Source organism: Sphingomonas sp. Leaf198, from assembly GCF_001424005.1.
In the GTDB taxonomy this organism is placed as follows: Bacteria; Pseudomonadota; Alphaproteobacteria; order Sphingomonadales; family Sphingomonadaceae; genus Sphingomonas.
On sequence record NZ_LMPX01000001.1, the window covers coordinates 431,085 to 454,603 of the forward strand.

At 66.1% G+C, this 23,519-nt stretch carries 15 protein-coding genes; 8 read left to right on the plus strand and 7 right to left on the minus strand.

From position 1 onward, the window contains the following. Nucleotides 1-15 precede the first annotated feature (15 nt). Nucleotides 16-1,833, minus strand: a complete 1,818-nt coding sequence (locus ASG20_RS02000) for a diguanylate cyclase (RefSeq protein ID WP_056050287.1) — start codon at nucleotides 1,831-1,833, stop codon at nucleotides 16-18. 404 nt (nucleotides 1,834-2,237) lie between these two features. Here ASG20_RS02000 and ASG20_RS02005 point away from each other — a divergent pair, with 404 nt between their 5' ends. The 3 genes from ASG20_RS02005 to ASG20_RS02015 all read left to right on the plus strand — a co-directional run bounded on the left by ASG20_RS02005 (nucleotide 2,238) and on the right by ASG20_RS02015 (nucleotide 7,001). Continuing rightward, nucleotides 2,238-4,253, plus strand: a complete 2,016-nt coding sequence (locus ASG20_RS02005) for a putative bifunctional diguanylate cyclase/phosphodiesterase (RefSeq protein ID WP_168371592.1) — start codon at nucleotides 2,238-2,240, stop codon at nucleotides 4,251-4,253. Nucleotides 4,254-4,407: 154 nt separating this feature from the next. Continuing rightward, complete coding sequence (locus ASG20_RS02010) at nucleotides 4,408-4,938, plus strand: YfiR/HmsC family protein (RefSeq protein ID WP_056047829.1); 531 nt, start codon at nucleotides 4,408-4,410, stop codon at nucleotides 4,936-4,938. A gap of 2 nt (nucleotides 4,939-4,940) precedes the next feature. Then, nucleotides 4,941-7,001 (plus strand): TonB-dependent receptor plug domain-containing protein, encoded by a 2,061-nt coding sequence (locus ASG20_RS02015; RefSeq protein ID WP_056047831.1) that lies wholly within the window; start codon nucleotides 4,941-4,943, stop codon nucleotides 6,999-7,001. Between the two features lie 9 nt (nucleotides 7,002-7,010). On the opposite strand, the gene ASG20_RS02020 is transcribed toward ASG20_RS02015, so the two are convergent. Then, on the minus strand, nucleotides 7,011-8,486 hold the full coding sequence (locus tag ASG20_RS02020) for a helix-turn-helix transcriptional regulator (RefSeq protein ID WP_056047834.1): 1,476 nt from the start codon (nucleotides 8,484-8,486) through the stop codon (nucleotides 7,011-7,013). Nucleotides 8,487-8,647: 161 nt separating this feature from the next. On the opposite strand from ASG20_RS02020, the gene ASG20_RS02025 reads away from it, so the two are divergent. From ASG20_RS02025 to ASG20_RS02035, 3 genes are all read left to right on the plus strand, one after another. Further along, nucleotides 8,648-8,917, plus strand: coding sequence for a GlsB/YeaQ/YmgE family stress response membrane protein (locus tag ASG20_RS02025; protein ID WP_056047837.1), 270 nt, complete (start codon nucleotides 8,648-8,650; stop codon nucleotides 8,915-8,917). An 80-nt stretch (nucleotides 8,918-8,997) separates the two neighbouring features. Beyond that, complete coding sequence (locus ASG20_RS02030; RefSeq protein WP_056050288.1) at nucleotides 8,998-9,309, plus strand: hypothetical protein; 312 nt, start codon at nucleotides 8,998-9,000, stop codon at nucleotides 9,307-9,309. 23 nt (nucleotides 9,310-9,332) lie between these two features. Continuing rightward, nucleotides 9,333-9,965, plus strand: coding sequence for a hypothetical protein (locus ASG20_RS02035; RefSeq protein ID WP_056047840.1), 633 nt, complete (start codon nucleotides 9,333-9,335; stop codon nucleotides 9,963-9,965). Between the two features lie 57 nt (nucleotides 9,966-10,022). On the opposite strand, the gene ASG20_RS02040 is transcribed toward ASG20_RS02035, so the two are convergent. Further along, complete coding sequence (locus tag ASG20_RS02040; protein WP_082470691.1) at nucleotides 10,023-12,524, minus strand: TonB-dependent receptor; 2,502 nt, start codon at nucleotides 12,522-12,524, stop codon at nucleotides 10,023-10,025. Between the two features lie 155 nt (nucleotides 12,525-12,679). Here ASG20_RS02040 and ASG20_RS02045 point away from each other — a divergent pair, with 155 nt between their 5' ends. Further along, nucleotides 12,680-13,492 carry a shikimate 5-dehydrogenase gene (locus tag ASG20_RS02045; RefSeq protein WP_056047843.1) on the plus strand — a complete coding sequence of 271 codons (813 nt, stop codon included), beginning with the start codon at nucleotides 12,680-12,682 and terminating at the stop codon, nucleotides 13,490-13,492. A gap of 15 nt (nucleotides 13,493-13,507) precedes the next feature. Here ASG20_RS02045 and ASG20_RS02050 read toward each other — a convergent pair whose 3' ends face one another. From ASG20_RS02050 to ASG20_RS02065, 4 genes are all read right to left on the minus strand, one after another. Beyond that, on the minus strand, nucleotides 13,508-14,893 hold the full coding sequence (locus ASG20_RS02050) for a M20/M25/M40 family metallo-hydrolase (protein WP_056047846.1): 1,386 nt from the start codon (nucleotides 14,891-14,893) through the stop codon (nucleotides 13,508-13,510). A 20-nt stretch (nucleotides 14,894-14,913) separates the two neighbouring features. Beyond that, entirely contained in the window at nucleotides 14,914-17,463 is a 2,550-nt protein-coding gene (locus ASG20_RS02055; protein WP_056047849.1) for a TonB-dependent receptor, read from the minus strand. A gap of 113 nt (nucleotides 17,464-17,576) precedes the next feature. Further along, a complete protein-coding gene (locus ASG20_RS02060) occupies nucleotides 17,577-19,142 on the minus strand; it encodes a tetratricopeptide repeat-containing sulfotransferase family protein (protein WP_231420342.1) in 1,566 nt (521 codons plus the stop codon). 86 nt (nucleotides 19,143-19,228) lie between these two features. Continuing rightward, complete coding sequence (locus ASG20_RS02065; protein WP_056047855.1) at nucleotides 19,229-20,896, minus strand: glycoside hydrolase family 43 protein; 1,668 nt, start codon at nucleotides 20,894-20,896, stop codon at nucleotides 19,229-19,231. A gap of 240 nt (nucleotides 20,897-21,136) precedes the next feature. Between ASG20_RS02065 and ASG20_RS02070 the strand changes: the two genes are divergently transcribed. After that, entirely contained in the window at nucleotides 21,137-23,515 is a 2,379-nt protein-coding gene (locus ASG20_RS02070) for a glycoside hydrolase family 95 protein (RefSeq protein ID WP_056047858.1), read from the plus strand. Nucleotides 23,516-23,519 lie beyond the last annotated feature (4 nt).

Sequence of the window (23,519 nt, forward strand, 5' to 3'; positions counted from 1 at the left end):
GCTGTCCGCTCAGCATCACCGGCGGGCGGAACTGTCGAGCATGCGCGCCGGGCTGACGATCGCGCGGTTCCGTCCCTCGCGCTTGGCCTGATACAGCGCGGCATCCGCGGTTTGGATAAGCGTCGTTCCATCGCGCGACATGTCGGGGTTCCAGGTCGCGAGCCCGAACGACATCGTCGTCGATCCGAGCCGTTTGCCACTCTGCTCCAGCGTGAGATCGGCGATCGTCTGGCGGACGATTTCGACGCGGTTCAACAGCGTTTCGGCGGTCGTCCCAGGCGCGATGATCGTGAATTCCTCGCCGCCGAAACGACATACGACGTCGCCGTCGCGGAAGCGGGCGCGCAGTTCGTTGGCAACCGCGTGCAAGACGAAGTCGCCCGCATCATGCCCGAACTCGTCGTTGAACCGCTTGAAGTGATCGATATCGCACATCACCAGGCTGAGCGGCGGCCCGCCGCGCGCGGCGCGGGCGATCTCGATCGCCAGCGTCTCCTCCATGTAGCGGCGATTGAACAACCCGGTCAGCGGATCGCGGATCGTCTGTTCGCGCAGGTCGCGCTGCAACCGGTGGTTGACGAGCGCCGAGGCGATGTTCTCGGCGAGCACCGTCAGCTGAAAGCGGCTGTCGCCGGTGATCATGCCCTGCAGATACAGCACGCCGATGACTTCGCCGGACGCGAGGAGTGGCTCGCAATGATAGACCGTCGCCGCATCGCCAACGTGCGCGCAGACGATATCCCCGCCCGGTACCGCGACGAAGTGGCTCTGGCCGCGCCGCAACGCCCAGCATTGGTCGGGCGCGAACCCGTCGTTTTCGATCGCGACGCCGCCCCAGGTCGCCATCGGCGTCAACAGGTTGCGCGAGTTGTTGTGGACGAACAGCGCGCCGGGCAGTCCCGGCAGCACGCGCGGCACGAACAGCTGGACGATCTGCGCCAGTTCCATGTCGGTGCGCGCGGCCTGCATGCGGTGCGCCATCCCGCCGAGAAGCTCGATCGCCTCGCCGCGTTCGCGCATGCTGTCGGCGTTGCGGACAAGTTCCCCATTGGCATGCTGAAGCTGGTGCTCGCTCTCAACCTGTTCGCCGACCGCAGCCTCCAGCAGCTCTGCCATCGCGTTGTAGCCGGTCGCGAGGTCGTCGAACTCGCGCGACCCCATCGCGCTGGTGATCCTGGCGCTGCGGTCGCCCTTGCCGAGATCGGCCATCGCCTCCTTCATCAGGACCGAGGGGCGTTTGATCCCGCGAATGACGAGCCCGGACACCAGGATGACGATCAGCGCGATGATCGTTACGCCTGCGATGGCGAGCCGGCGCACGCCCTTCAGCCGCTGCCCGGCCGCGTCGGTCCGCTGCGTCTGAAGGTTGCGCTCCTCAGCCAGAAACTCTCGCGCTCGGAGCGTGATGGTCGACATCAGGTCCCGCCCGCGCCCGCTGGCCACCATCGCCGCAGCCCTGTCGAATGCGCCCACCTGGCCGAGGTCGAGCGGACCACGGAGAACCGCGGTCCGTTCGCGGATCAACCGACGAAGCTCGTTTGCGCGCATGTTCTGAACGGGATTGTCGGCGGTGAGCAACGCAACTTGCGAGATATCGCTCAGCGAACCCGTAACGCGATCTTCGAACGACTGCGCGAACGCCGGGTTGTGCGTGATGATGAAGCCGCGCTGGCCCGACTCCGCGTCACGGAGCTCGCCGAGCGCCTGGGTCATCGTCTCGATGACCTCCGCCGAATGCGTCACCTGACCGAAGCTGTCGCGCGTGTCGAGCGAAGCGTGGATGAGCAAGGCCGCGAGTGCTGTCAGGGCAGCGACTACGACGACGCCCAGCATGGCTATGCGCGAGGAGAGCGACGAGAGCATGTCTTAATTTAGCGCGAAAGACGTTGCCAAAGTCTGACCATGCCGAAAAAATTCGATATGGTTTTAACGTCCAGCCCACGCCCGCTCGGCAGTGCGCCAGCTGAGCGCCGTCATTGCCGCGCCCGCGACGCGCGAGGAGCGCAATCAACCCAAACCGGGTTTATTGATATATGTTGTCGAAATTATACGTAACTTGTTAGTGTTTCGCAGGCAGTTAGGTCCGCAAGACCATGCCAAACCAGCGAAATTTTCGAAGCGAATCGTCGCGTGGCAGCCATTGGCGACGCGCGGCGACCAGTGCGCGCGACGATATCGTCCTTGCGGGGCGAACCACGGCCGGTCCCTCGCTCGACGATTCCGCGGATCGAACGGGCATGCTCGGCACGGCAATCCGGTTCGCCGCGTCGCTGCTGAACTTCGTGCCGTTTTCGCGCGTCGTGGCTGGTCCGAAGGCGGTCATCGTCCTGCTCGTCCTGGCGGTGACCTTGTGCCTCGGCACGCTGATCTACGTCCAGCATGCCAACAGCGTGATCGTCGACCGTGACATGGACGCGGCGGTGTCGTTGAGCGAGATCGCGGCACGGTTCGATCACGAAGACGGCAACCTGTACCGGCTGATGGTCGACGAAGCGGCGAGCGGACCGTCCGCGGGCGGCGAACATCGTCTCGGCCGGATCAGCGCCCGGATCGATCGGATCAGTGCCGATCTCGCGGCGCAGCAGCAGGCGATGTCGCCGCACGATCGCGCGCGCGCCGCCAACGTCGTCGTCGAACTCGCGAAATATCGCGAGGCGGTCGACGTGGTCTCGTCGATGCTGGAGATCGATTTCGCGACCAGCGTCGGCATGTTGCGGCCGTTCCGCGCCAATGCCGATCACGTCCTGACGGCGATCAAGGGTATCGCCGCGTCGGGCATCACCGACGCGCACCGCCATGCCGAGGAGGCCGCCTGGCGGACCCGTCTGCTCGTCGCGCTGGTCACGACCGCGATGCTGATCGTCGCGGCGCTGTCCTATGCCTGGCTTGCGCTGGCGGCGACGCGGGGGACGCAGTTGCGCGCGGAAATCATCCGGCGCGGCGTCGCCGAACAGGAGGCGCTGCTGCTGGCGCGAACCGACGCGCTGACGGGGTTGGTCAATCGACGCGTGTTCGTCGCCGATATCGAACGCGCGATCGGTGCGGCGCTGGCGTCCGACAGCAGATTGTCGGTGATCCTGACCGATCTCGACAGTTTCAAGGACGCCAACGACACGCATGGCCACGCGGCAGGCGACACGGTGCTGAAAGTGGTCGCGCACCGCCTGCGAGTCGTCTTCGGGGCGAACAGCACGATCGCGCGGCTGGGCGGTGACGAGTTCGCCATCCTCATGCCGCAGGATCAGGAGCATAGCGACGTGATGGCGCTGGCCCACCAGGCGAGCGTCGCGTTGCATGAGCCGCTCGTATGGCGCGGCAACATGATCAAGGTCGGCGCCAGCATCGGCGTCTCGCGGTTCCCCGAGGACGGATCCGAACCCGACGACCTGCTGCACGCCGCCGACATCGCGATGTACGAGGCCAAACGCGACCGGATACGACGGGTCTGCCTGTTCGCCCCGGCGATGGAGCTCGACCGTCTCGAACGGCGCCGGATGGAGCAGGAACTGTGCGATGGCATCGTACGCGGCGAGATACGGCCGTTCTATCAGCCGATCATGCGGTTCTCGGACGGCCAGCTCTATGGCTTCGAGGTCCTCGCACGGTGGTATCATCCGCGTCTGGGGCTGCTGACGCCCGACAGGTTCGTCCGGATCGCCGAAACGACCGGGCAGATCACCGAGATGACCAAGTCGGTCCTGCGTCAGGCGTGTATCGACCTCAGCCATATGCCCGATCATCTGCGGATGGCGGTGAACATATCGCCGATGCAGCTCGAAGAGCCGAACCTCGCCGAGACGCTGATCGGGATCATCCGCGATGCACACGTGATCCCGTCGCGGATCGAGATCGAGATCACCGAGGACGCGGTGATGGACGATGTCGTCGCCGCCGAACGCGTGCTCGACACGTTCCGTCGGAGCGGGATCTCGATTGCGCTCGACGATTTCGGCACCGGCTATTCGAGCCTGTCCCACCTGCGACGATTCAAATTCGACAAGATCAAGATCGACCAAAGCTTCGTCAGGTCGATGCACGAGAGCGTCGAAAGCGAAAAGCTGATCGATGCGATCGTCGCGCTGGCGGTGAATTTCGGCATGGAAGTGACCGCCGAGGGCATCGAAGACGCGCAGACCGCGAGCCTGCTCGCACAACGCGGTTGCACGCAGGGGCAGGGCTATTTCTTCGGCAAGCCGACGGCGTTCGCGCAGGCTGCCGCGCTCGTCACGCGCGGTGAGCGCGAAGCGGCGTGACAATTTCCGTGCCGTATCGCGCGCGGTCCGCAGGGGGCGCGCGTCGACCCAAGCCAGCCACGATATTTTCCGCGACGACCCGTTTTCCTACGGGCACCGGGCATCGCTTATCGCCGAAGCCCGCTGTCATGCGGGACGAACCCTTAGGATCAACGTGAAATCTCTGTCGTATCTCGCGGGTCCCATCCTCGCCTTTTCGGCCGTGCTGCCGACGCAGCCGGCTCCGTCGGCGGTGCTCAACGTGCCGGTCGCGGCGCGCGTCATCACCTTCGTGCAGCCGGCACCCGTCGGCGTCGTGCCGGTCGCGATCGTGTACGAGCCCGGCAATGCCGCATCGGAAGCGGACGCGGCGGATATGGAACGCGCGCTGTCGAACGGCATCACGATCGGGCGGGCGACGCTGCGGACTCGGCGCGTGGCCGTGTCGAACCTCGGACAGCTGAGCGGGGTCAAGGCCGCGTTCGTGACGACGGGGCTGCGCGCATATCAGGACGAGGTCGCGGCAGCGGCCGGCGCGCAGTCGGTTCTGACGATCACGGCGGACTCCGCCTGCGTCATCAGCGGGAAGTGCGTCGTCGGCATCACCAGCCCGAACCGGACGCAGATCATCGTCAGCAAGGCGGCGGCGCGACGCAGCGGTATCCGCTTCGGCTCGGCATTCCTCATGCTCGTCAAGGAGGTCTGATCGTGCGGTATCATACTTCGCTTCGACTTGCCGCAATCGCGATCCTGCCGCTCGTCGCGATGCCCGTGCATGCGCAACGCATGGATTACGACCTGCTGAGCCAGACGATGGGCGAACCCGTCACCAAGAGCGTCACCGGCAAGCCGCAACGCCAGTCGGAAAGCCCTGCGTCGACGATCGTCATCAATCACGAGCAGATCCTGCGCTCGCCGGCCAAGGACGTTCCGAGCCTGCTCAATACCTATGCCGGGATCGACGTGAACCACTGGACCGCGGGGCAAAGCGACATCGCGGTGCGCGGCGGCGTGCAGACCTACAACCCGCGGCTGCTCGTGCTGGTCAACGGGCGCCAGGTCTATCTCGATCACTACGGGATGACCGACTGGAACCTGCTCGGCATCCAGCTCGAGGAGATCCAGCAGATCGAACTCGTGCGCGGCCCGGTCGGTGCGCTGTTCGGGTTCAATGCGGCAAGCGGCGTCGTCAACATCATCACGATCGATCCGCTGGCGAGCCGCAAGATCTTCGCCACCGTCGAGGCCGGCAATCATGGCTATGGCCGGATCGCCGGTGCGCTCAGCATGCCGGTCTCCAGCGCGATCGGACTCCGGGTGTCCGGCGGGCACATGCGCGAGAACGAGCGCGCGATACCGACCGACCAAATCCAGCCCGCGCGCGCCGACGACGTGATCCGCGACGACGTGTCGGCGACGGTCGATGCCGATCTCGATGCGCAGACCCAGTTGAGCGTGACCGGCGGCTATGCGCGCAATCGCCAGTTGGAACTGCTCGTCACGCAGATCTACAGCGAACAGCTCTACAGGACCCGCAATATCGGCGTGCATGTCGACCGCGACACCCCGTGGGGCAGCATCACCGCGCAGGTTTATAACAACTGGCTCGATGCCCGATACGGGATCGGCTCGAACGATCCGGGACGCGCGCCGATCGCCGCGCTCCAGACGTTCGACCTATCGGCACGCACCCTCGTCGCGCAGACCTCGGCGCTGGTCAGGCTGAGCGGCGACGATACCGCGCGGATCGGCGTCGAGTACCGCGACAACCGCGTCGACAGCGGCGTGACGTTTTCGCGGATCACCGACTATTCGGTCCTCTCGGCCAATGCGATGCTCGACGTGCGGGTCGCCGATCCGCTGTCCGTGAACCTCGCCGGCCGGATCGACACGCTGTCGCTGGGGCAATCGGGGACGATCGCCGCGATCACCGCCAACACCGCGCCTGACTTCGATCGCTCGTTCACCGCATTCAGCTTCAACGCCGCGGCGGTCTATCAGCTGGGGGTTCGGCAGACCGTTCGGCTGAACGGCGGGCGCGCCGTGCAGGCGCCGTCGCTGGTGGTGTTCGGGATGAATATCCCGGTGACGTTCGTCGGTGTGCCGCTGCCGGTCGTCGTCGCGGGCGATCCGGCGATCAAACCGGTCGAGGTCTGGAGCGCGGAACTCGCCTATGACTACCGGATTTCCGACGCGCTGGAAATCAAGACGGTGGCGTTCTTCACCCGCACGAACAACGCGATCGCCTATCCCGGCGATAATCCGGTACTCGAGGTCCACGGCGTGACCGATCCGTTCCTCGTCACGCGGGTCGCCAATATCGGGAATTTCCGCACGTACGGCGTGGAGCTGTCGGCGCGGGGGGCGATCCGGGACCATGTCACCTGGCGCGCGAATTATTCCTTCACGCAGACCGACGAGGCATTGCCGGCGAATGCCCGCGGCATCGAATATTCGTTCCTGCCCGGCGAAGCGACTGCCCGGCACAAGGCCAATGTCGTGATCGATTATAGCGACGCGCGGTGGTCCGGATCGGTCGTCGGCCGGTACACGTCTGCGACGCGCCAGCTCAGCACGCGGCCCGATACGTTTCTCGATCTGTTCGACGTGTCGGCCGCGCTCGCGCTCGACGCGAAGGTCGGTGTCCGCTTGTCACGGACGGTCTCGGCGTGGGTTGCGGGTGAGAATTTGACGCACGCGTCGGGGGCTGCAGGATCGCCGCTCCCCGCGGATACGCGGTTGCGGTCGGGCGTCAGCTTGTCGTTCTGACCCTTGCGATCACGCTCCGACGCCGCGCTCGTGGGCCCAGACCACCGCGGCGCTGCGTCGGTTGACGCCGATCTTGGCGTAGAGCCGCGCGACATGGTTGCGGACCGTGTTGCGCGACAGGCCCAGGCGCTCGGCAATCGCCGCGTCGTCGAGATCCTGGCAGATCAGTTCGAGCACCTCGCGTTCGCGTTTGCTGAGATCGGTCGAGGGGGCGCTGGTCCCGGGCAGCGCGCGCGGATTCCGCAGCGTCGCCAGCTTGTCCATGATCGAGCGGCTGAGCCAGTTGGCGTCCTTCATCACCGCGTCGATCGCCTCGACGAGATCGAGTTCGCCGCGCCGTCGTGCCGAGATGTCCTGATACAGCCATAGCACACAGGGTTCGCCGTCGACGCTGATCCGTTCGGCGGACACCAGGCAGTCGAGCCCTTCGCCGTTCTTGTGGAGCAGCCGGACGTCGTGGCCGCGAAAGCCGCCGGACTCGCGGATCTCGGTTTCCAGGCCCTCGCGTTGCACCGCGTCGTTCCACAACTGCAGATCGTCCGCGACCATGCCCACCACCGCCTTCTCGGTGTAGCCGGTGAGCGTCTTGAACGCGGCATTGACCTGCGCGATGCGGTTGTCATCGCCCTGCGTCACGACCATCGCGATCGGTGCCATCTCGAACACCGAGGCGAAGTGGCGTTCGCTGGCCTGCAGCGCGCGTTCGGCCTGACGGCGCGGTTCGAGATCGGCGAAGGTGAACAACAGGCAGTCTTCGTTCGCGACCTCGATCGGCTGGCCGGCGAGCACAACCAGCGTCTTGTCGCCGCTCGCCAATGGCAGTTCGGCTTCGAGCTGCGGGACCGTCTTGCCCGCGGCCACGCAGTCCCTGACGAACGGCTTGCGCTGCACCTCGGTCAGGAAATCGAACTCGAACAGCGTCTTGCCGATGATCTGGTCGCGGCTGTAGCCCGACAGGTCGAGAAACCCCTGGTTGACGAGCACATAGCGCTGGTCGGCAACCCGGATGATCAGCGCTGGCGCGGGATTGGCATGGAACATCGCCTCGAACCGGTCCTCGGCGTCGAACCGTTCGGACACGTCGTTGATGACGAGCCCCAGGCAGTCGGGCTCGCCGCCATCCTCGTCCATGACGATGTCGCGAACCTGGTGCACCCAGCGTGGTTCGTCTGCACCCGCCGGGCCGACCTCGACGATCAGGTCGGGAAAGCTCTCCCCCGCGAGCAGCCGCATCAACGGGTATTCGCGGCGCGGGATCTTCCGGTGGTTACGGTGGCGCAGGTCGAACCGTGCGGCGTACTCGTCGGCGGTCTCGCCCAGCTCCTTCACCGAGGATATCCCGTGCATCTTCAGGGCCGCGGGGTTCGCGCTGAGGATGACTCCGGTCGGATCCATCAGGATCACGCCTTCGAGCAGCCCGGTCATGAGCTGTTCGAGATGGTGCAGCGTAGGGGCGTGAAGCGGCGGATGCGGGGTCTTCGTCATGCTGCGTCCAGCGCCGGCGGGGGGCATCCGGTTCCGCCCATGAAGGCTCAAAAATACCAATCACCCCGGTATTCCTGCACCAACCGGCAAAAGTGGGGAACTGAACGGAACCGCGAGTCCGACTGTTAAGCATCCCGTATCACACTTCAGGGAACCTCATCATGAACCTCATCATCCTTCTCGTCGTCGGCGGACTCATCGGCTGGGTCGCCAGCATGATCATGCGGACCGATGCGCAGCAGGGGATCTTCCTCAACATCGTCGTCGGGATCGTCGGCGCGTTGCTCGCCGGGTTCCTGATCACGCCGCTGATCGGTGGCGCATCGATCATGGACGGCGCGCTCAACATCCAGTCGATCCTGATCTCGCTGGTCGGCGCGGTCATCCTGCTCGCGATCATCAACCTGTTTCGTCGCGGCACGGCACGCTGAGCAAACGGCGCGGCAGTTCCAGCGTGGAACTGCCGCCCGGACTGCGGATTATCGAAGAACAAGAAACAAAGGAGAGTATGATGACTGTTCGAGCATTTATGGCCTGTGGCGCGATGCTGCTGGCGTCGAGCGCCGTCGCACAGACCGCGACGCATACCGGCGCACACAACCCCGCGATCAAGAACAACGACGCCGCGCACGTCGCCGCCCCCGCCAGCGGCGCCAATTCCTTCTCGCAAGACCAGGCGCGTGGCCGGCTGACGAAGGCCGGCTATCGGTCGGTGTCGGCACTGACCAAGGACAAGGACGGCGTCTGGCGCGGGATGGCGACTCGCGGCGGCAAGAAGGTCCATGTCGGGCTCGACTACAAGGGCAACGTGACCGCGCGCTGATCCCAATCCTTAGGAGAGAAACGATGACCAAGACACTCACACGCCTGTTCGACGACTATGCCGACGCAACCGCCGCGCTCCACGATCTCGAGCGGCTGGGCGTACCGCATAGCCATATCAGCATCGTCGCGAGCAACGCCGACGGCGCGCATGGCGATACGGACACGACGCTCGGCGACGTCGACGATCGCGGCGACGTCAGCCGCGGCGTCTCGACCGGCGCAGCGGTCGGCGGCGTCGGCGGCCTGCTCGCCGGGCTCGGCCTGCTCGCGATCCCAGGCCTTGGCCCGATCGTCGCGGCGGGCTGGCTCGCCTCGACCGTGGTCGGTGCAGGGATCGGTGCGGCTGGCGGGGCCGCGACTGGCACGATCGTCGGCGCGCTGAAGGACGCAGGCCACTCCGAAGAAGACGCGCATGTCTATTCGGAAGGCGTCCGCCGAGGTGGCACGCTGTTGAGCGCGCGCGTCGAGGACGATCTGGTCACAGAAGCCGAAGCGGTGCTCGATCGCAACCGCTCGGTCGACGCGACGACGCGCGGCGCGGCGTATCGCCAGGACGGCTGGAGCCGCTTCGACGAGGCTGCTCCCGCCTACACGCGCGACGAAGTCGCCGCCGAGCGGAACCGGTATCGGCCGACCACGACGTCGACCTACTGAGCGAACCTCGCTTAAATGAAGACGGCGGCCTGTTGGGAAACAGGCCGCCGTTTTTCGTTAGAATCGCGTAGAAATTGTCGCGCCGTAGGTCCTCGGATCGCCCGGCTGGCCGACGATGAGTCCGGTGCTGCCCGACTGGGTTGCGAGCACATCATAGTAATGCTCGTCGAACGCATTGCGCAGCCAGAGAAACGCGTTGATCCCTTCGCGCTCGCGGAACCCGACGCGGAAGTTGCTCAGCGAATAGCCGTTTATCTCGGTATAGATCGACTCCGACGGGTTCGACGAGAAATGCGAGCGGTAGCTGCCGTCGTAGCCGACATAGACCTGACCATCCTTGCCCGCGATCCGCGCCGGCAGGTCGTATTCCGCCCCGTACGAGAGCGCGAATTTCGAGACGCCGGGCAGGCGCTGCCCCGAGATGTCGCAACTCGCCGGGCTGTACGACGGCCGGGTCGCGGTGCCGGCCTGGCCCGCGGGGCTCGCCGGGTGCGTCGCATCCGCCGCGGTGCCCCCGGTCAGTTCGGGCGGGCAGGGCGCATCGACGAACTTGACGTATTTGGCGTCGGTGTAGGCGCCGTTGACGTAGAGGTTCAGTCGCTCCGACGGCCGGAACGCGGAGTCGAATTCGAGACCGCGCGTGCGGACCTTGCCGGCGTTCGCGAGATAGCCGCGCAACACCGAATACTGGTTGTTGGTGACGGTCGCCTGATAATCCGCAATTTCGGTCCAGAACCCGGCGATGTTCAGCGTCACGCGCCGATCGGCGAACTGCGTCTTAAGCCCCAGCTCGTAATGATTGACCTTTTCCGGCTTCACGGTCGCCGACGCGAGGATCGGATTGTTGTTGGCGTCGAGTGGCAGGCCGGACAGGTTGATGCCGCCCGATTTATAGCTGCGCGCATAGGTCGCATAGGCGTGGACATCGGGGGTCACGGTGTACGACGCGGTGATGTCGCCCGACAGGTTCCAGTTGTCGAACGTCGGCTTGTAGCTTTGCGGTGCGAGCACGCCGCGCTGATCGGCTGTCAGCGTGGTGCCGCCATTGCCGGTGGTGACGACGGAGACGTAATCGCCGTCCTTCTTGTCGTAGTTCAACCGCAGGCCGGGCGCGATCTGAAGCTTGTTCGTGGCATGCCAGGTGAGCTTTCCGAACAGCGCGGCGCTGGTGTTGGTGAAGCCGATCGTGTTGCGGCTGGTCAGCCCGTCGAGCACCGACGGGTTGCACGCCGCGGTGGTCGCGGTCGCGCATCCGGTGGCGCCGGGCGCGACACCGTTGCCGGGATTGAGCAGGAACCGGCTCGCCGCGGGCCCCTGCACCTGAAGACCCTGCGTATCGATCGTCTGATGGAAATAGAACACGCCGACCGTGTAGTCGACCGCGTGCGTGCCGTTCGATCCGACCCGCAGTTCCTGGCTGAACTGGCTCTGCTGCGACGGGTTTGCCGAGACCGGGGTGATCGGCAAGCCGATGAAGTCGCGATCGTTCGACGGGTCCCAATGCCAGAACCGCCACGCCGTCACCGACGTCACGGTCGCCGGGCCGATATCCCAGTTCGCGAGCAGCGATGCGCCGCCCAGTTCCTGCTTCGCGCGCAACGGCGTGTCGACGTCGGTCACGCGGTCGAACGCGTTCGTCGAGGGCACGACATAGCCCTGCGCCGCGGCCAGCGCCGCATATTGCCGGTTGAGCGGGCGCTGCGTCGTGCCGACCCGCGCATAATATTGGACGCAGCAATTGGGGTTCTGTCGGCCGTAATCGCCGTATAGCGTCAGATCGAGATTGGAGGCCGCGCGCCACAGCAGCTGGCCGCGAAACCCGAGATTGTCCTGGCTGTTGAGATAGGTGTCCGTGCGCGAATTGTAGATCGTGCCGCGCCGCGTCGTGATCGACGTCGACAGTCGGATCGCCAGCTTGTCGTCGACCAGCGGCCCTGACACCGACGCCTTGCCCTGGAAGAAATCGTAATTGCCGCCGCTCAGCTCGACGCGCGCCTCGGGCGTGAAGCTCGGCGCGCGTGTGGTGACGTTGATCGCGCCCGCGGTGGTGTTCTTGCCGTACAGCGTGCCCTGCGGTCCGCGGAGAATCTCGATCCGCTCGGTATCGGTGAAGTCGAACGTCGCCGAGGCGATGCGGCTGTAATAGACCTGGTCGACATAGATGCCGACGCCCTGTTCGATGCCGTCGTTGGTCAGCCCGAACGGCGCGCCGAGCCCGCGGATGTTGGCGGCCGAATTGCGCGGGTTGGTCGAGTAGAACTGCAGCGTCGGTGCAAGCTGCGTGATGCGGCTGACGTTGTACGCGCCGGTGTCGGCGATCGCGGTACCGCCGATCACCGACATCGCGATCGGCACGCTCTGGACGGTTTCCGCGCGGCGGCGTGCGGTGACGAGGATGTCGCCACCTGCATCGCCCGACGCCGGGCCTGCGCGTTCCTGCTCGCCTGTGGACTGCGCCGATTGCGCGGCCGACGTCGCTACGGGTGCTGGCTGTGGCGGCGGGGTCTGCGGCACCTGCTCGGCACTCTGTAACGTCATCAGCAAAGCAGTCAGCACCATATCGCGTCCCCCGAACCTGTGCCGATAAACTCCATTGATATAGTGGGATTACCAATATCTATTTTGATCGGATGCCTAAAGCTCAGCTTTGAGGATGCGGGATGGTGGCGCCGGCCGGACGGTATATAGACGCGGGAATGACGAAGGAGAGCCGCATGAAACCGCCGATCGGACGCGATACGCGCCTGTGCATGTCGCTGTCGGCGAGGCCCGGCAATTTCGGCACCCGCTTTCACAACCGGCTCTACGCGCTGACCGGGCTCGATTACCTGTACAAGTCGTTCTCGACCACCGACCTGCCCGCGGCGATCGGCGGCATTCGCGCGCTGGACATCCGCGGCTGTGCGATCTCGATGCCGTTCAAGGAGGCGGTGATCGCGCTGCTCGACGGTCTGGCGCCATCGGCGAGTGCGATCGACAGCGTGAACACGATCGTCAACGACGACGGCGTGTTGACCGGGCACAACACGGATTACGGCGCGGTCGTCGATCTGGTCAGCGATATCGATCGATCGCTCTCGTTCGTGCTGCACGGCTCGGGCGGGATGGCGAAGGCGGTCGCCGCCGCGCTCAGCGACATCGGTTTCCGCGATGGCACGATCGTCGCGCGCAACGCGGCGGCTGGGCGGGCGCTCGCCGATCTCTACGGGTATCGTTGGGCATCCGAAGCGAGCGGGGCGGCGGCGCTCCTCATCAACGTGACGCCGATCGGAATGACCGGGGCGGATGCGGACGCGTTGGCGTTCCCGCCCGACATGATCGCGGCGTGCGATATCGCGTTCGACGTGGTGCAATATCCGCCCGAGACGCCGTTCCTGCGCGCCGCCGCGGACGCGGGCAAGCGCTGCATCACCGGGACCGAGGTCGCGACTCTGCAAGCGCTGCAACAGTTCGTGCTCTACACCGGCGTGACGCCCGACGCTGCACAGGTCGCCGACGCGGCCGAGTGGGCGCGCGCGAACTCTTGATCCGCCCGCGCGCGCTTATTTCGTCAGGTCGGTGAGCAGCGAGCGGTAATAGGTGATCGCCAGCGGGATGTTGTCGATCGGCGTCCGCTCGTTGAGGCCGTGGCTGAAATCGTCGGACTGCTTGATGAAGGTCGGGCTGACGCCGTAGCTCGGCACGCCGACCGAGCGGTACCACATCGAATCGCTCGCGCCCGCCGACATGCTCGGGAAGATCGGCACGCCGGGGCGGATCTTGGCCATCGCCGTCTTGACCGCGCCCATCAGGTCGGCGCGCAACGGCGAGGCGTCGGTCGGGTTCGACCCTTCGGTGACGTCGCTGAACTTGACGCCCGGGTCGGCGGCGACCTTGGCGAGTTCGGCCATCACGGTCGCTGGTTTCACGCCGGGAAAGATGCGGCAGTTGATGTTCGCGGTCGCGCGTTGCGGTAGCGCGTTGAGCGCATGACCGCCGCTGATCATCGACGTGACGCAGGTCGTGCCGATCTGGCCGACATACCCTGGGTTGGCGGCGAGCGTCTCGATCGCCTTCTGGTTCTTGGGATTGGCGGCGAAGGCGCGCATCGCTGCGCCGATCTCGGGCGTCTGGCGCGGTGCGACGCCCTCGAAATAGCCCTTGGTGATCGGCGACAGCTGTGGCGTGAAGCGATAGTCGCCGATCCTGACCAGCGCGGCGGCTAGCTGGTTGATCGCGTTCACTTTGCGCGGTGCGGACGAGTGGCCGCCGGCGCTGGTCGTTTCGAGCTGGAAGTCGGCATAGGTCTTTTCGGCCGCGCCGACCGTGAAATATTCGGCCTTGCCGTCTTCGCCGTACAACCCGCCGCCGCCGTCGATGTTGAGCGCCATCTCGGCGGTCTTGAGCCGGTCGGCGATCAGCGACGACGTCTTCATGACGGTCTCCTCGTCGCCCGACAGCGCGAGGACGATGCCGCGCTTGGGTTTGTACCCCGCCTTCTTCATGTCGAGCAGCGTCGCGATCGCGAGCGCCGCGTCGAGCTTCATGTCGGTCGCGCCGCGGCCGTAGAGATAGCCGTTCTCGACCACCGCCGTGAACGGATCGCGCTGCCAGTCGGCGGGCTTGGCCTCGACCACGTCGATATGCCCGGAAATCACGATCGGCTTCAGCGCCGCGTCGGTCCCCTGCCAGGTCGCGATCAGATAGGCGGTGTCGTCGACCGGCGTGACCGTCACGTCGCTCGCCGCAAAGCCGCCGCCGACCAGCACCGACTTCAGATAGGCGGCAAGCTGCGGCGTCTGGTTGCCGGGACCGCGCACGCTGCGAAACGCGATCATCTTCTTGGCGATTTCGAGGCCGTTGGTGGCGGCCGGCGAGTTCGTCGTCTGGGCGGTGGCGGGAATGGCGGCCGTCACGGCAGCGCAGGTCAGGAGCAGCTTCAGTGTCATCTTATGTCCTTGAATACACATCAGAACTTCGCCCCAGCCCGAAGCCCGATGGTGCGCGGGGTGCTGGTGACGATATACGTCCTCTGTGAACACGTGCCGCATTGCTGGTAGCGGGACAGTTCCGCGCGTTCGTCCCACAGATTCTGGACGAACACCTCGAAGGTGAAGTTCGACACTTCCGCGCCGACCGAGGCGTTGCCGGTGGTGTAGGCCTGAAGCCGCCCCAGCGTCGCCGCCTGCGCCAACCGGATATCCGCCGATGCCGAACTCTGATGCGCGACGAGGCCCTGGATATACGCCTTCGCGGTGCCGATCGGCATGCTGTAGCGCGCGGTGCCGCTCGCCTTGAAGCGCGGCGTGATCGGCAGGCGCGTCCCCGATGGCGCGAGCACGTCGGTGCCGTCGCCGCTGCAGATCTGCGTCGCGCACAGGTCGTTGCGCGTCTTCGCATCGGTGTACGAACCCGCAGCAGTCAGCGAGAGGCCGCCGGTCGAATAATTCGCATCGGCTTCCGCGCCGCGGATCCGTGCATTGGGCCCGTTCTGGATGATCGTGAAGCTGTTCGCGCCGAGGAACGAGAACTGGAACTTGTCCCATTGCTGTTGATAGATCGCGGCGTTGAACCGCAATCGCTCGAACAGCGTCGTCTTCAGGCCGAGCTCGTAATTGGTCAGGAAGTCCGCGTCATACGGCGCGACATCGCCGCGACGATTGATCCCGCCCGGGCGGAAACCGCGCGAGAAGGTGGCATAGGCCAAGACCTTGTCGGTCGGCTTGAAGGTCAGGTTGAAGCGGTAGGTCGCACCCTGGCCCTGCGTCTTTTTCGGGATCAGCCCGGTCGTCGTGTAGGTCGCAAGATTGGTGCACGGCGAGCCCGCGACCGTCGCCGGCAGCAGCGTCGAGGTGTCGCCGCCGTCCAGATAGGCCTGCCGCAGGGTCTGGCCATTGGCGAGATAGCATCCCGCGACACCGGTCTGGCCGCTGCCCGCCGCGTTGAACGGCGTGGCGGTGTAGGGTCGGCCGTCGGCCGGATCGATCGCCGGGTTGCGGCCGAAGCCGTAGAAGCCGATCAGCGAATTGTCGTAGATGTACGCGCGGCCCCCCGCGGTTGCGGTGAGGGTCGGCAGGATGTCGAAACTCGCCTCGCCGAACACCGCATAATCGGTGTCGACGCGCTTTTGCTGGGTCAGCCACAAGGTACCGGGCGATCCGTTGACCGACACCGCGGTGCCGAGATTGGCGATCTGGTAATCCTGGAAGATCGCGTTCGTCTGGCGCTGGTAGAAGGCGCCCGAAACGACCCGGAAGCGGTCTGTCGACGGGGAGGCAACGCGGAATTCCTGGCTGATCTTCTTGAAGTGATCGGTGCCGATGATCTTCTGCCGCGGATCGATCGTCTTGCCGGCATTGTCTTGGTAATAGAAATAGCCGGCAAGGCCGCCCGCCGACGAGTACATCGAGTCATAAGCCTCGGCGTAATCGGTATAGTCGCTCGACGTGAAGGTCTTACGGTCGAGATACGCGCCGGCATAGGTGACGTCCCAGTTGCCGACCTTGCCCTCGATCGTCAGCGCGCCCTGGATGAACCGGTCGCGGCGGTATTCGGGGAAGAAATGCTGGACCTGGAGATCGCCGACCTTCGGGTCGTAGCCATAGGTGCCGTGGTTGCGCTGTTCCTGGTACAGGACGGTCGGCGTCACGGTCCAGTTGCTGTCGAGATCGACCTTGAGCGCCGCGCGGCCACCATAGGTTTCGGTGTCGTTGTAGTTCTTCTTCACGAATGCGGCATTGTCGACGACCACGCCGCCGTTCGCCGAGGTGCATGACGTCGCGGTCGGCTCGGGCAGGTAGCTGCGGCATCCGGCGACGTTGTCGATATAGCCTGCATCGCGCTGATAGAAGCCGACCACGCGCAGCGCCGCCGACCCGGACAGCGGCATGTTGAGCATGCCCTCGAGCTTGCTGCCGATGCCGCCCGACTTGACGCTGTTCACCTCGCCGTCGACGCGGCCGTAGAAACCGCTCAGATCGGGCTTGTTGGTGATGATCCGGATCGTGCCGGCTTCGGACGACGCGCCGTACAGCGTGCCTTGCGGTCCGGCGAGGCTCTCGATCCGCGCGATGTCGTAGATGTGGACGTCGAGCGTACCACCGATCGTCGTCACCGGCTGCTCGTCGAGATACGTGCCGACAGACGGCAGCGGGCCCGAATGGTTGCCGTCGCCGCCCGATGCGACACCGCGCATGTAGACGACGGTCGAGCCCGGCTGCGTGGTCTGGAACGACACCGACGGCAGCAGCTGCGTATATTGGTTGAAGTTCGAGATGTTGAGATCGTCGAGCCGCTTGGTGCCGATCGCCTGGATGCTGATCGGGACGCTCTGGATGCTCTGGTCGCGCTTCTGCGCGGTGACGACGATGTCGCCTTCGTACTCACCCGCGGTTTGCGCGGCAGGGGCGGCAACCGGTGTCTGGGCGGCGGCAGGATCGGTCTGGGCGTTGGCGGGAGACACGATTGCCGAGGAGGCGAGAAGTGAGCCGATCAACAACCGACGATCGAATATGTGCATGCGCGAGCCCCCAAGCGATTATGCGCAGAGACTGTGGTGCAGTGCAGCGAACGTCAAACGAAGCCGAAGAATTTTGCAGCTTTATTACGTGAGCGTGACGTTTTTGCCACGGATCATGCGCGTAGCAGGTCGCCGAGCGCAGTTTTCAGCGGGTTCAGCCACATCTCGTATGGTCGCCAGGCGTCGAAGCCGTCGCGGTTGATCGGGCGGCGCACCTGTTCCGAACTCGCGGTGCGCACCGCGCGATCAGTCTCGTGGAAAGCGAGGCAGGCGGGTTCGTAGTCGAGCCCGCACGCTGCGAGCAGCGCCCGGACCTCGACCTCGGTGTTGTCGATCAGCGCTTCGTGATCGACGCGGTGGACGCGGCCCGGCGCGACCGTGTCGACGTGGCGCATAAGCCTGACGTAGTCGCGGTAATAGCGGCCGAGATAGTCGAGCGAATAGCTGAACGTCTGCCCCCGCGCGTAATGCTGTTTGAAGTTCGAGAAGCAGCAGTCGAGCGGGTCGCGCCGCGCGTCGATGATCCGCGCGTTCGGCAGCGCGAGCAGGATCAGCGGCACGTGCGCCCAATTGTTGGGGAGCTTGTCGATGAAGAACGGGCGTTCGGTACGGCGCTGGATCGCGGCGCGGCGCAGATACTCCTCGCCGATCTCGCGCAACGCTGTCGCCGATAAGGTGTCGATCGCGCCCGGATAGTCGGCGATGCCGCGCGCGATCGCGGGCATGTCGGGCAGTTCGGTGGTGCCCTCGACCAGGCTGTGGCTGGCAAGGATCTGTTCGATCAGCGTCGAGCCGGCGCGGGGCATGCCGAGCACGAAGATCGGGTCGGATGCGTCGCATCCCTGGCCGCGGCGCGCGTCGAGCAGCGCCGGGGTCAGCACCGCGATGCTGCGGTCGACGAACGCGGTGGTCTCGTCGGCATCGTAGCTGATGCGCGTACGGCGCAGCGTGTTGCCGGCGTCGTAATGCGCGAACGAGCGGGCGGCGTCGCGGCGATCCTCGAACGCCTTGCCGAGCGCGAAGTCGAGGTGGAACCGGTCCTCGTCGCCGAGGTCGTCGCGCGCGAGCGCCGCTTCCATCGCCACGATATCGCGGTCGTCAAAGCGCACCGTCTTGAGGTTGGCGAGGCTCCACCACGCATCGCCCAGCGTCGGCTGGAGCGACAGCGCGCGGCGATACGCGGCGATACCGTCGTCGCGGCGCCCGACGGTCTTGAGCATATGGCCGTAACTCAGCCACACGCGAGGCTGATCGGGGGCGTCGTGCAGCACCTTTTCGTAGAGCGTGATCGCATCCTCGAACCCGCCGAGCCGCCCGAGCGCCGCCGCCTTGAGGTTGGCATGGCCGGGATTGTCGGGCTCGTCGGCGATCACCGCATCGAGCAGGGTCAGCGCCTCGGGCGCACGGTTCTGGCGGTAGAGCACGAGCGCGAGGTTCGCGCGTGCCGCGGTGAAGCCGGGGGCCAGTTCGACCGCGCGCCGCAACAGCGTCTCGGCGTCCTTGTACCGCCCGATCCGTCCGGCGAGTTCCGCCAGCATCCGGATCGCGCGCGCATCGAACGGATCGCGCTTGAGATAGGCCTTCAGCAGCGGCTCGGCGACGTGGAGCTGATTGTCGTGCAGCGCCAGCGCGGCCTGCATCAGGTCGCTCGACCAGCGGGGAGTGGGGAGGGAAGCCATCGCGCCGAACAGTCGGAGAGCATCGCGCCAGCGTCAAGCATGCATCCGCACTCGCGGGCGCATGCCTGACCTACGCCGTCACCCGGTCACTGCGTCCAGGCATAGGGCCCCACGACGGTCCCGACGAACCCGCCCGCGGACTTGGTGCTGAGAAAGCGTGCGTCGACCTTGTCCGACAGCGTGCGCCGGGTGCCCGCGACCTGATAATCGAACGCCATCGTCCCGCCGTCGGCGCGGATCGTCAGCGTGACGGGACCGGCTGCGACGGGGGCCGACGCGACCAGCCGCTCGCGCCCATCGGCCGCGGTATACAGCGCGACGACGGTCTTGCCGGCGATCCGTGTGACGCCGAACACCAGGTAGTTGCGGTCGCTCTGCATCGCCGCGAGACCGGCACGGTCGCCATCCGTGTCTGGTGTGAATTTGACCGTCGTCGACATCGTCGCGATGTGATGCTGCTGACGGCGGCCGACGAACGCGGGCACCCCCGACAGGTCGCCGATCGGCGTGCCCTTGCCGAGCACGAGGTCGCCGTGATCGAGCCGGTAGAAGGGCTGTTTCGGGGTACGCACGCCGATCCACTGCATCGCCAGCTTGGTGCCGTCGAACTCGTCGACATAGCCGAAATCGCCGCTCGTCGGGATCTTGGACGCGGGTTGCTTGGGGAGATCGGGCGTTTTGCCGACGAACGGGATCGCCTGGCCCTTGGGCAGGATGATCGGCCAGCCATCCTTCCACGTCACCGGCAGCAGGAACGTCTCGCGACCGATGTTGTAATAGTCGCCGTCATACGGGCGGACCGCGAGGAAGGTCGCCCACCAGTCGCCCTTCGCGGTCTGGACGAGTTCGGCGTGACCCGACGAGGTGATCGGGTTGGCGCGGGCGGGATCGAGGTCGCGTTGCGTCAGGATCGGGTTGCCCGCGAACGGCGCGAACGGCCCGCGCAACTGCCGCGACCGGAACACGACCTGCGAATGGTTGACGCTCGTGCCGCCTTCCGCCGCAGTCAAATAATACCAGCCGTCCTTGCGGAAGATATGTGGTCCCTCGATCCACACTGGCTTCTTGGTCAGGTCGACGCCGCCGTTGATCAGCTGCGTGCTCTCGCCGACCATTTTCCCCGAGCGCCAGTCGAATTCCTGGATCCAGATCGCGCGGTGGCCGTCGTAGCGCGGCGGCTCGTTCGGCGCGCGGTTGTTGACGACATACGCCTTGTCGCCCTCCCAATAGATCGACGGATCGATCCCCTCGAACGGCAGCCAGGTCGGATTGGACCAGGGACCCGCCGGGTTCTTCGCGGTGATGACGAAGTTGCCTTTGCACTCGACGCAGGTGTTGACGATGTAGAAGGTGCCGGCGTGATACGAGATGTCGGGCGCGAACACCGCCTGCGAGGTCCGCATGCCGGTGAAGTCTAGCTGCTCGGGCCGATCGATCGCGTTGCCGATCTGCGTCCAGTGGACGAGATCCTTCGAGGTGAAGATCGGCAGCCCGGGGAAATGCGCGAACGACGACAGGACCAGGTAGAAGTCGTCGCCGACGCGGGTTACCGACGGGTCGGGATAATAGCCCGACAGGATCGGGTTGCGGTACTCGCCGGGGCCGACTTTGACCTGTTCCTGTGCGTGGCCGTCATAGGTGAAGCGGCTGAACCGGGGGGCGTCGCTGGCCGAGGCGGTGGCGGTGGCCGTGCCTGCAAGCAGGAGGGCGGTCGCGCGCAATGCGGCGCCTGCATATCGATCGAAGCGCGTCATGGTGGTTCTCTCCCGTCGTCTCGCGGCACTGAACGCGCCTGCTGCCTTAGCACTATAGCGCTAACATTCTCGAAGGCCAGCCGCGTGCGCCCGAGCGACGGCAGGCGGCTTGGGGGTAGCTAAGATACCGGTACCAAGTTACGCTCCGTTCCAACGCAGGTGCAACGGGCGGCGTGGCGAGTGTCGGGCAGGGTCCGGTCTTCCGCAGATTCGCTCGTGATGATCGCGGAAGGGAGAAGGATGACCGAACTGTCCGCCAAGGGACCGCACGCCTCGCCGTCGCGTCGCGAAGTGTTGGAAGGCGTGGGCGCGACCGTCGCGCTGGCCGTACCGGCATTGGTGCTGCCGACCGGGGCTGAGGCGGCAATGTCCGCGCCGGGTGAAACGCGGTTATGGTATCGGCAGCCGGCCAAGGTCTGGACCGAAGCGCTGCCGGTCGGCAACGGGCGGCTCGGTGCGATGGTGTTCGGCGGCACGACGGGCGAGCGGTTGCAGCTGAACGAGGACACGTTGTGGTCGGGCGGGCCGTACGACCCGGTCAACCCGGACGCGCGGGCCACGCTGCCCGAGGTGCGGCGGCTGATCGATGCGGGCGCGTTCGCCGAGGCGCAGACGCTCGCCAATGCGCGGCTGATGGGCGTGCCGAAGACGCAGATGGCGTATCAGCCGGTCGGCGACCTGCTGCTCGAGCTGCCGGGCGCAGCGGGAGAGGCGAGCGCCTATACCCGCGAGCTCGATCTCGATGCGGCGATCGCGACGACCAGCTTCACGCTCGGCGGGACGCGGTTCCGGCGTGAGGTGTTCGCCTCACCGGGGGAGCAGGTGATCGCGGTGCACATGGTCGGCGATCGGCCGTTCGACCTGCTGGTCGGGCTGACGTCGCCGCAACCGGGTGCGGGCGTCATCGCGGCAGGGGGGATGCTGACGCTGACTGGTCGCAACGCCGCGCGAGCTGGCATTGCGGGCAAATTGCGGTTCGCGGCGCGCGTGCGGATCGTGGCGGACGGCGGCAGGGTGGCGGCGGATGGCGAGCGTCTGCGGGTCACCGGCGCCCGGTCGGTCACGCTGCTGGTCGCGATGGGGACGAGCTATCGTCGGTTCGACGATGTCGGCGGCGATCCCGACGCGGCGACACTGGCGGCGGTCGAGGGCGCGGTGCGGCGTGGCTTCGCTCGGCTGCGATCGGACGCGACCGCGGCGCACCGCGCGCTGTTCCGGCGGGTGAAGCTCGATCTTGGCCGGACGGCGATCGCCGATCGGCCGACCGACGAGCGGGTGCTGGCGGATCGCGCCGCGGCCGACCCGGCGCTCGCGACGCTGTACTTCAATTACGGGCGCTATTTGCTGATCGCGTCGTCGCGGCCGGGGAGCCAGCCGGCCAACCTCCAGGGAATCTGGAACGCGGAGACCAGCCCGCCCTGGGAGTCGAAATATACCGTCAACATCAATACCGAGATGAATTACTGGCCGGCGGAAGTCACCGCGTTGCCCGAATGCGTCGCGCCGCTGGTGCAGATGGTGCGCGAGCTGGCCATCACCGGCGCGCGGACGGCGAAGACGATGTACGGCGCGCGCGGCTGGGTGTGTCATCACAACACCGACCTGTGGCGCGCGACCGCGCCGATCGATGGCGCGCAATGGGGGCTGTGGCCGACCGGCGGCGCGTGGCTGTGCACGCATCTGTGGGACCATTACGACTATAGTCGCGATCTCGAGTTCCTGCGGTCGGTCTACCCGCTGCTGCACGGCGCGGCGCTGTTCTTCCTCGATACGCTCCAGACCGATCCGAAGACCGGCGCGCTGGTCACTAATCCGTCGCTGTCGCCCGAGAACGTGCATCCGAAGGGCGCATCGATCTGCGCGGGGCCGGCGATGGATATGCAGATCCTGCGCGACCTGTTCGACCAGACCGGCAAGGCGGCGACGTTGCTCGGCACCGATGCGGCGTTCGTCGCGCAACTGGCGGCGGCACGCGCGCGGCTGGCGCCCGACAAGATCGGGCGCGGCGGCCAGTTGCAGGAATGGCAGGCGGACTGGGATGCCGATGCGCCCGAGCAGCGCCATCGCCACGTCTCGCATCTCTACGGCCTGTTCCCGAGCGAGCAGATCGATCTCGACACGACACCCGCGCTCGCCAACGCGGCACGGCGTTCGCTCGAGATCCGCGGTGACGAATCGACCGGCTGGGCGACCGCATGGCGCGCGAACCTGTGGGCGCGGCTGCGCGACGGCGAGCACGCGCACCGCATCCTCGCCTATCTGCTCGGCCCCGCGCGCACCTATCCCAATTTGTTCGATGCGCATCCGCCGTTTCAGATCGACGGCAATTTCGGTGGCACGCGCGCGATCGCCGAAATGCTGATGCAGAGCCGGAGCGACGAGATCCTGCTGCTCCCGGCATTGCCGCGCGCGTGGCCGAGCGGGTCGATCACCGGCCTGCGTGCGCGCGGCGCGTGCGTGGTGGACGTGCGGTGGGAAGCCGGCACGTTGGCCGAAGCGGTCCTCCGTTCCACGATCCCCGGACGCCGCCGCATCCGGCTGGGCGACCGCACCGTCGACGTGACGCTGGTGCCGGGGCGCCGCGTCAGGTTGCGCGGTGCCGGATTGACGCAGGCATGACCGC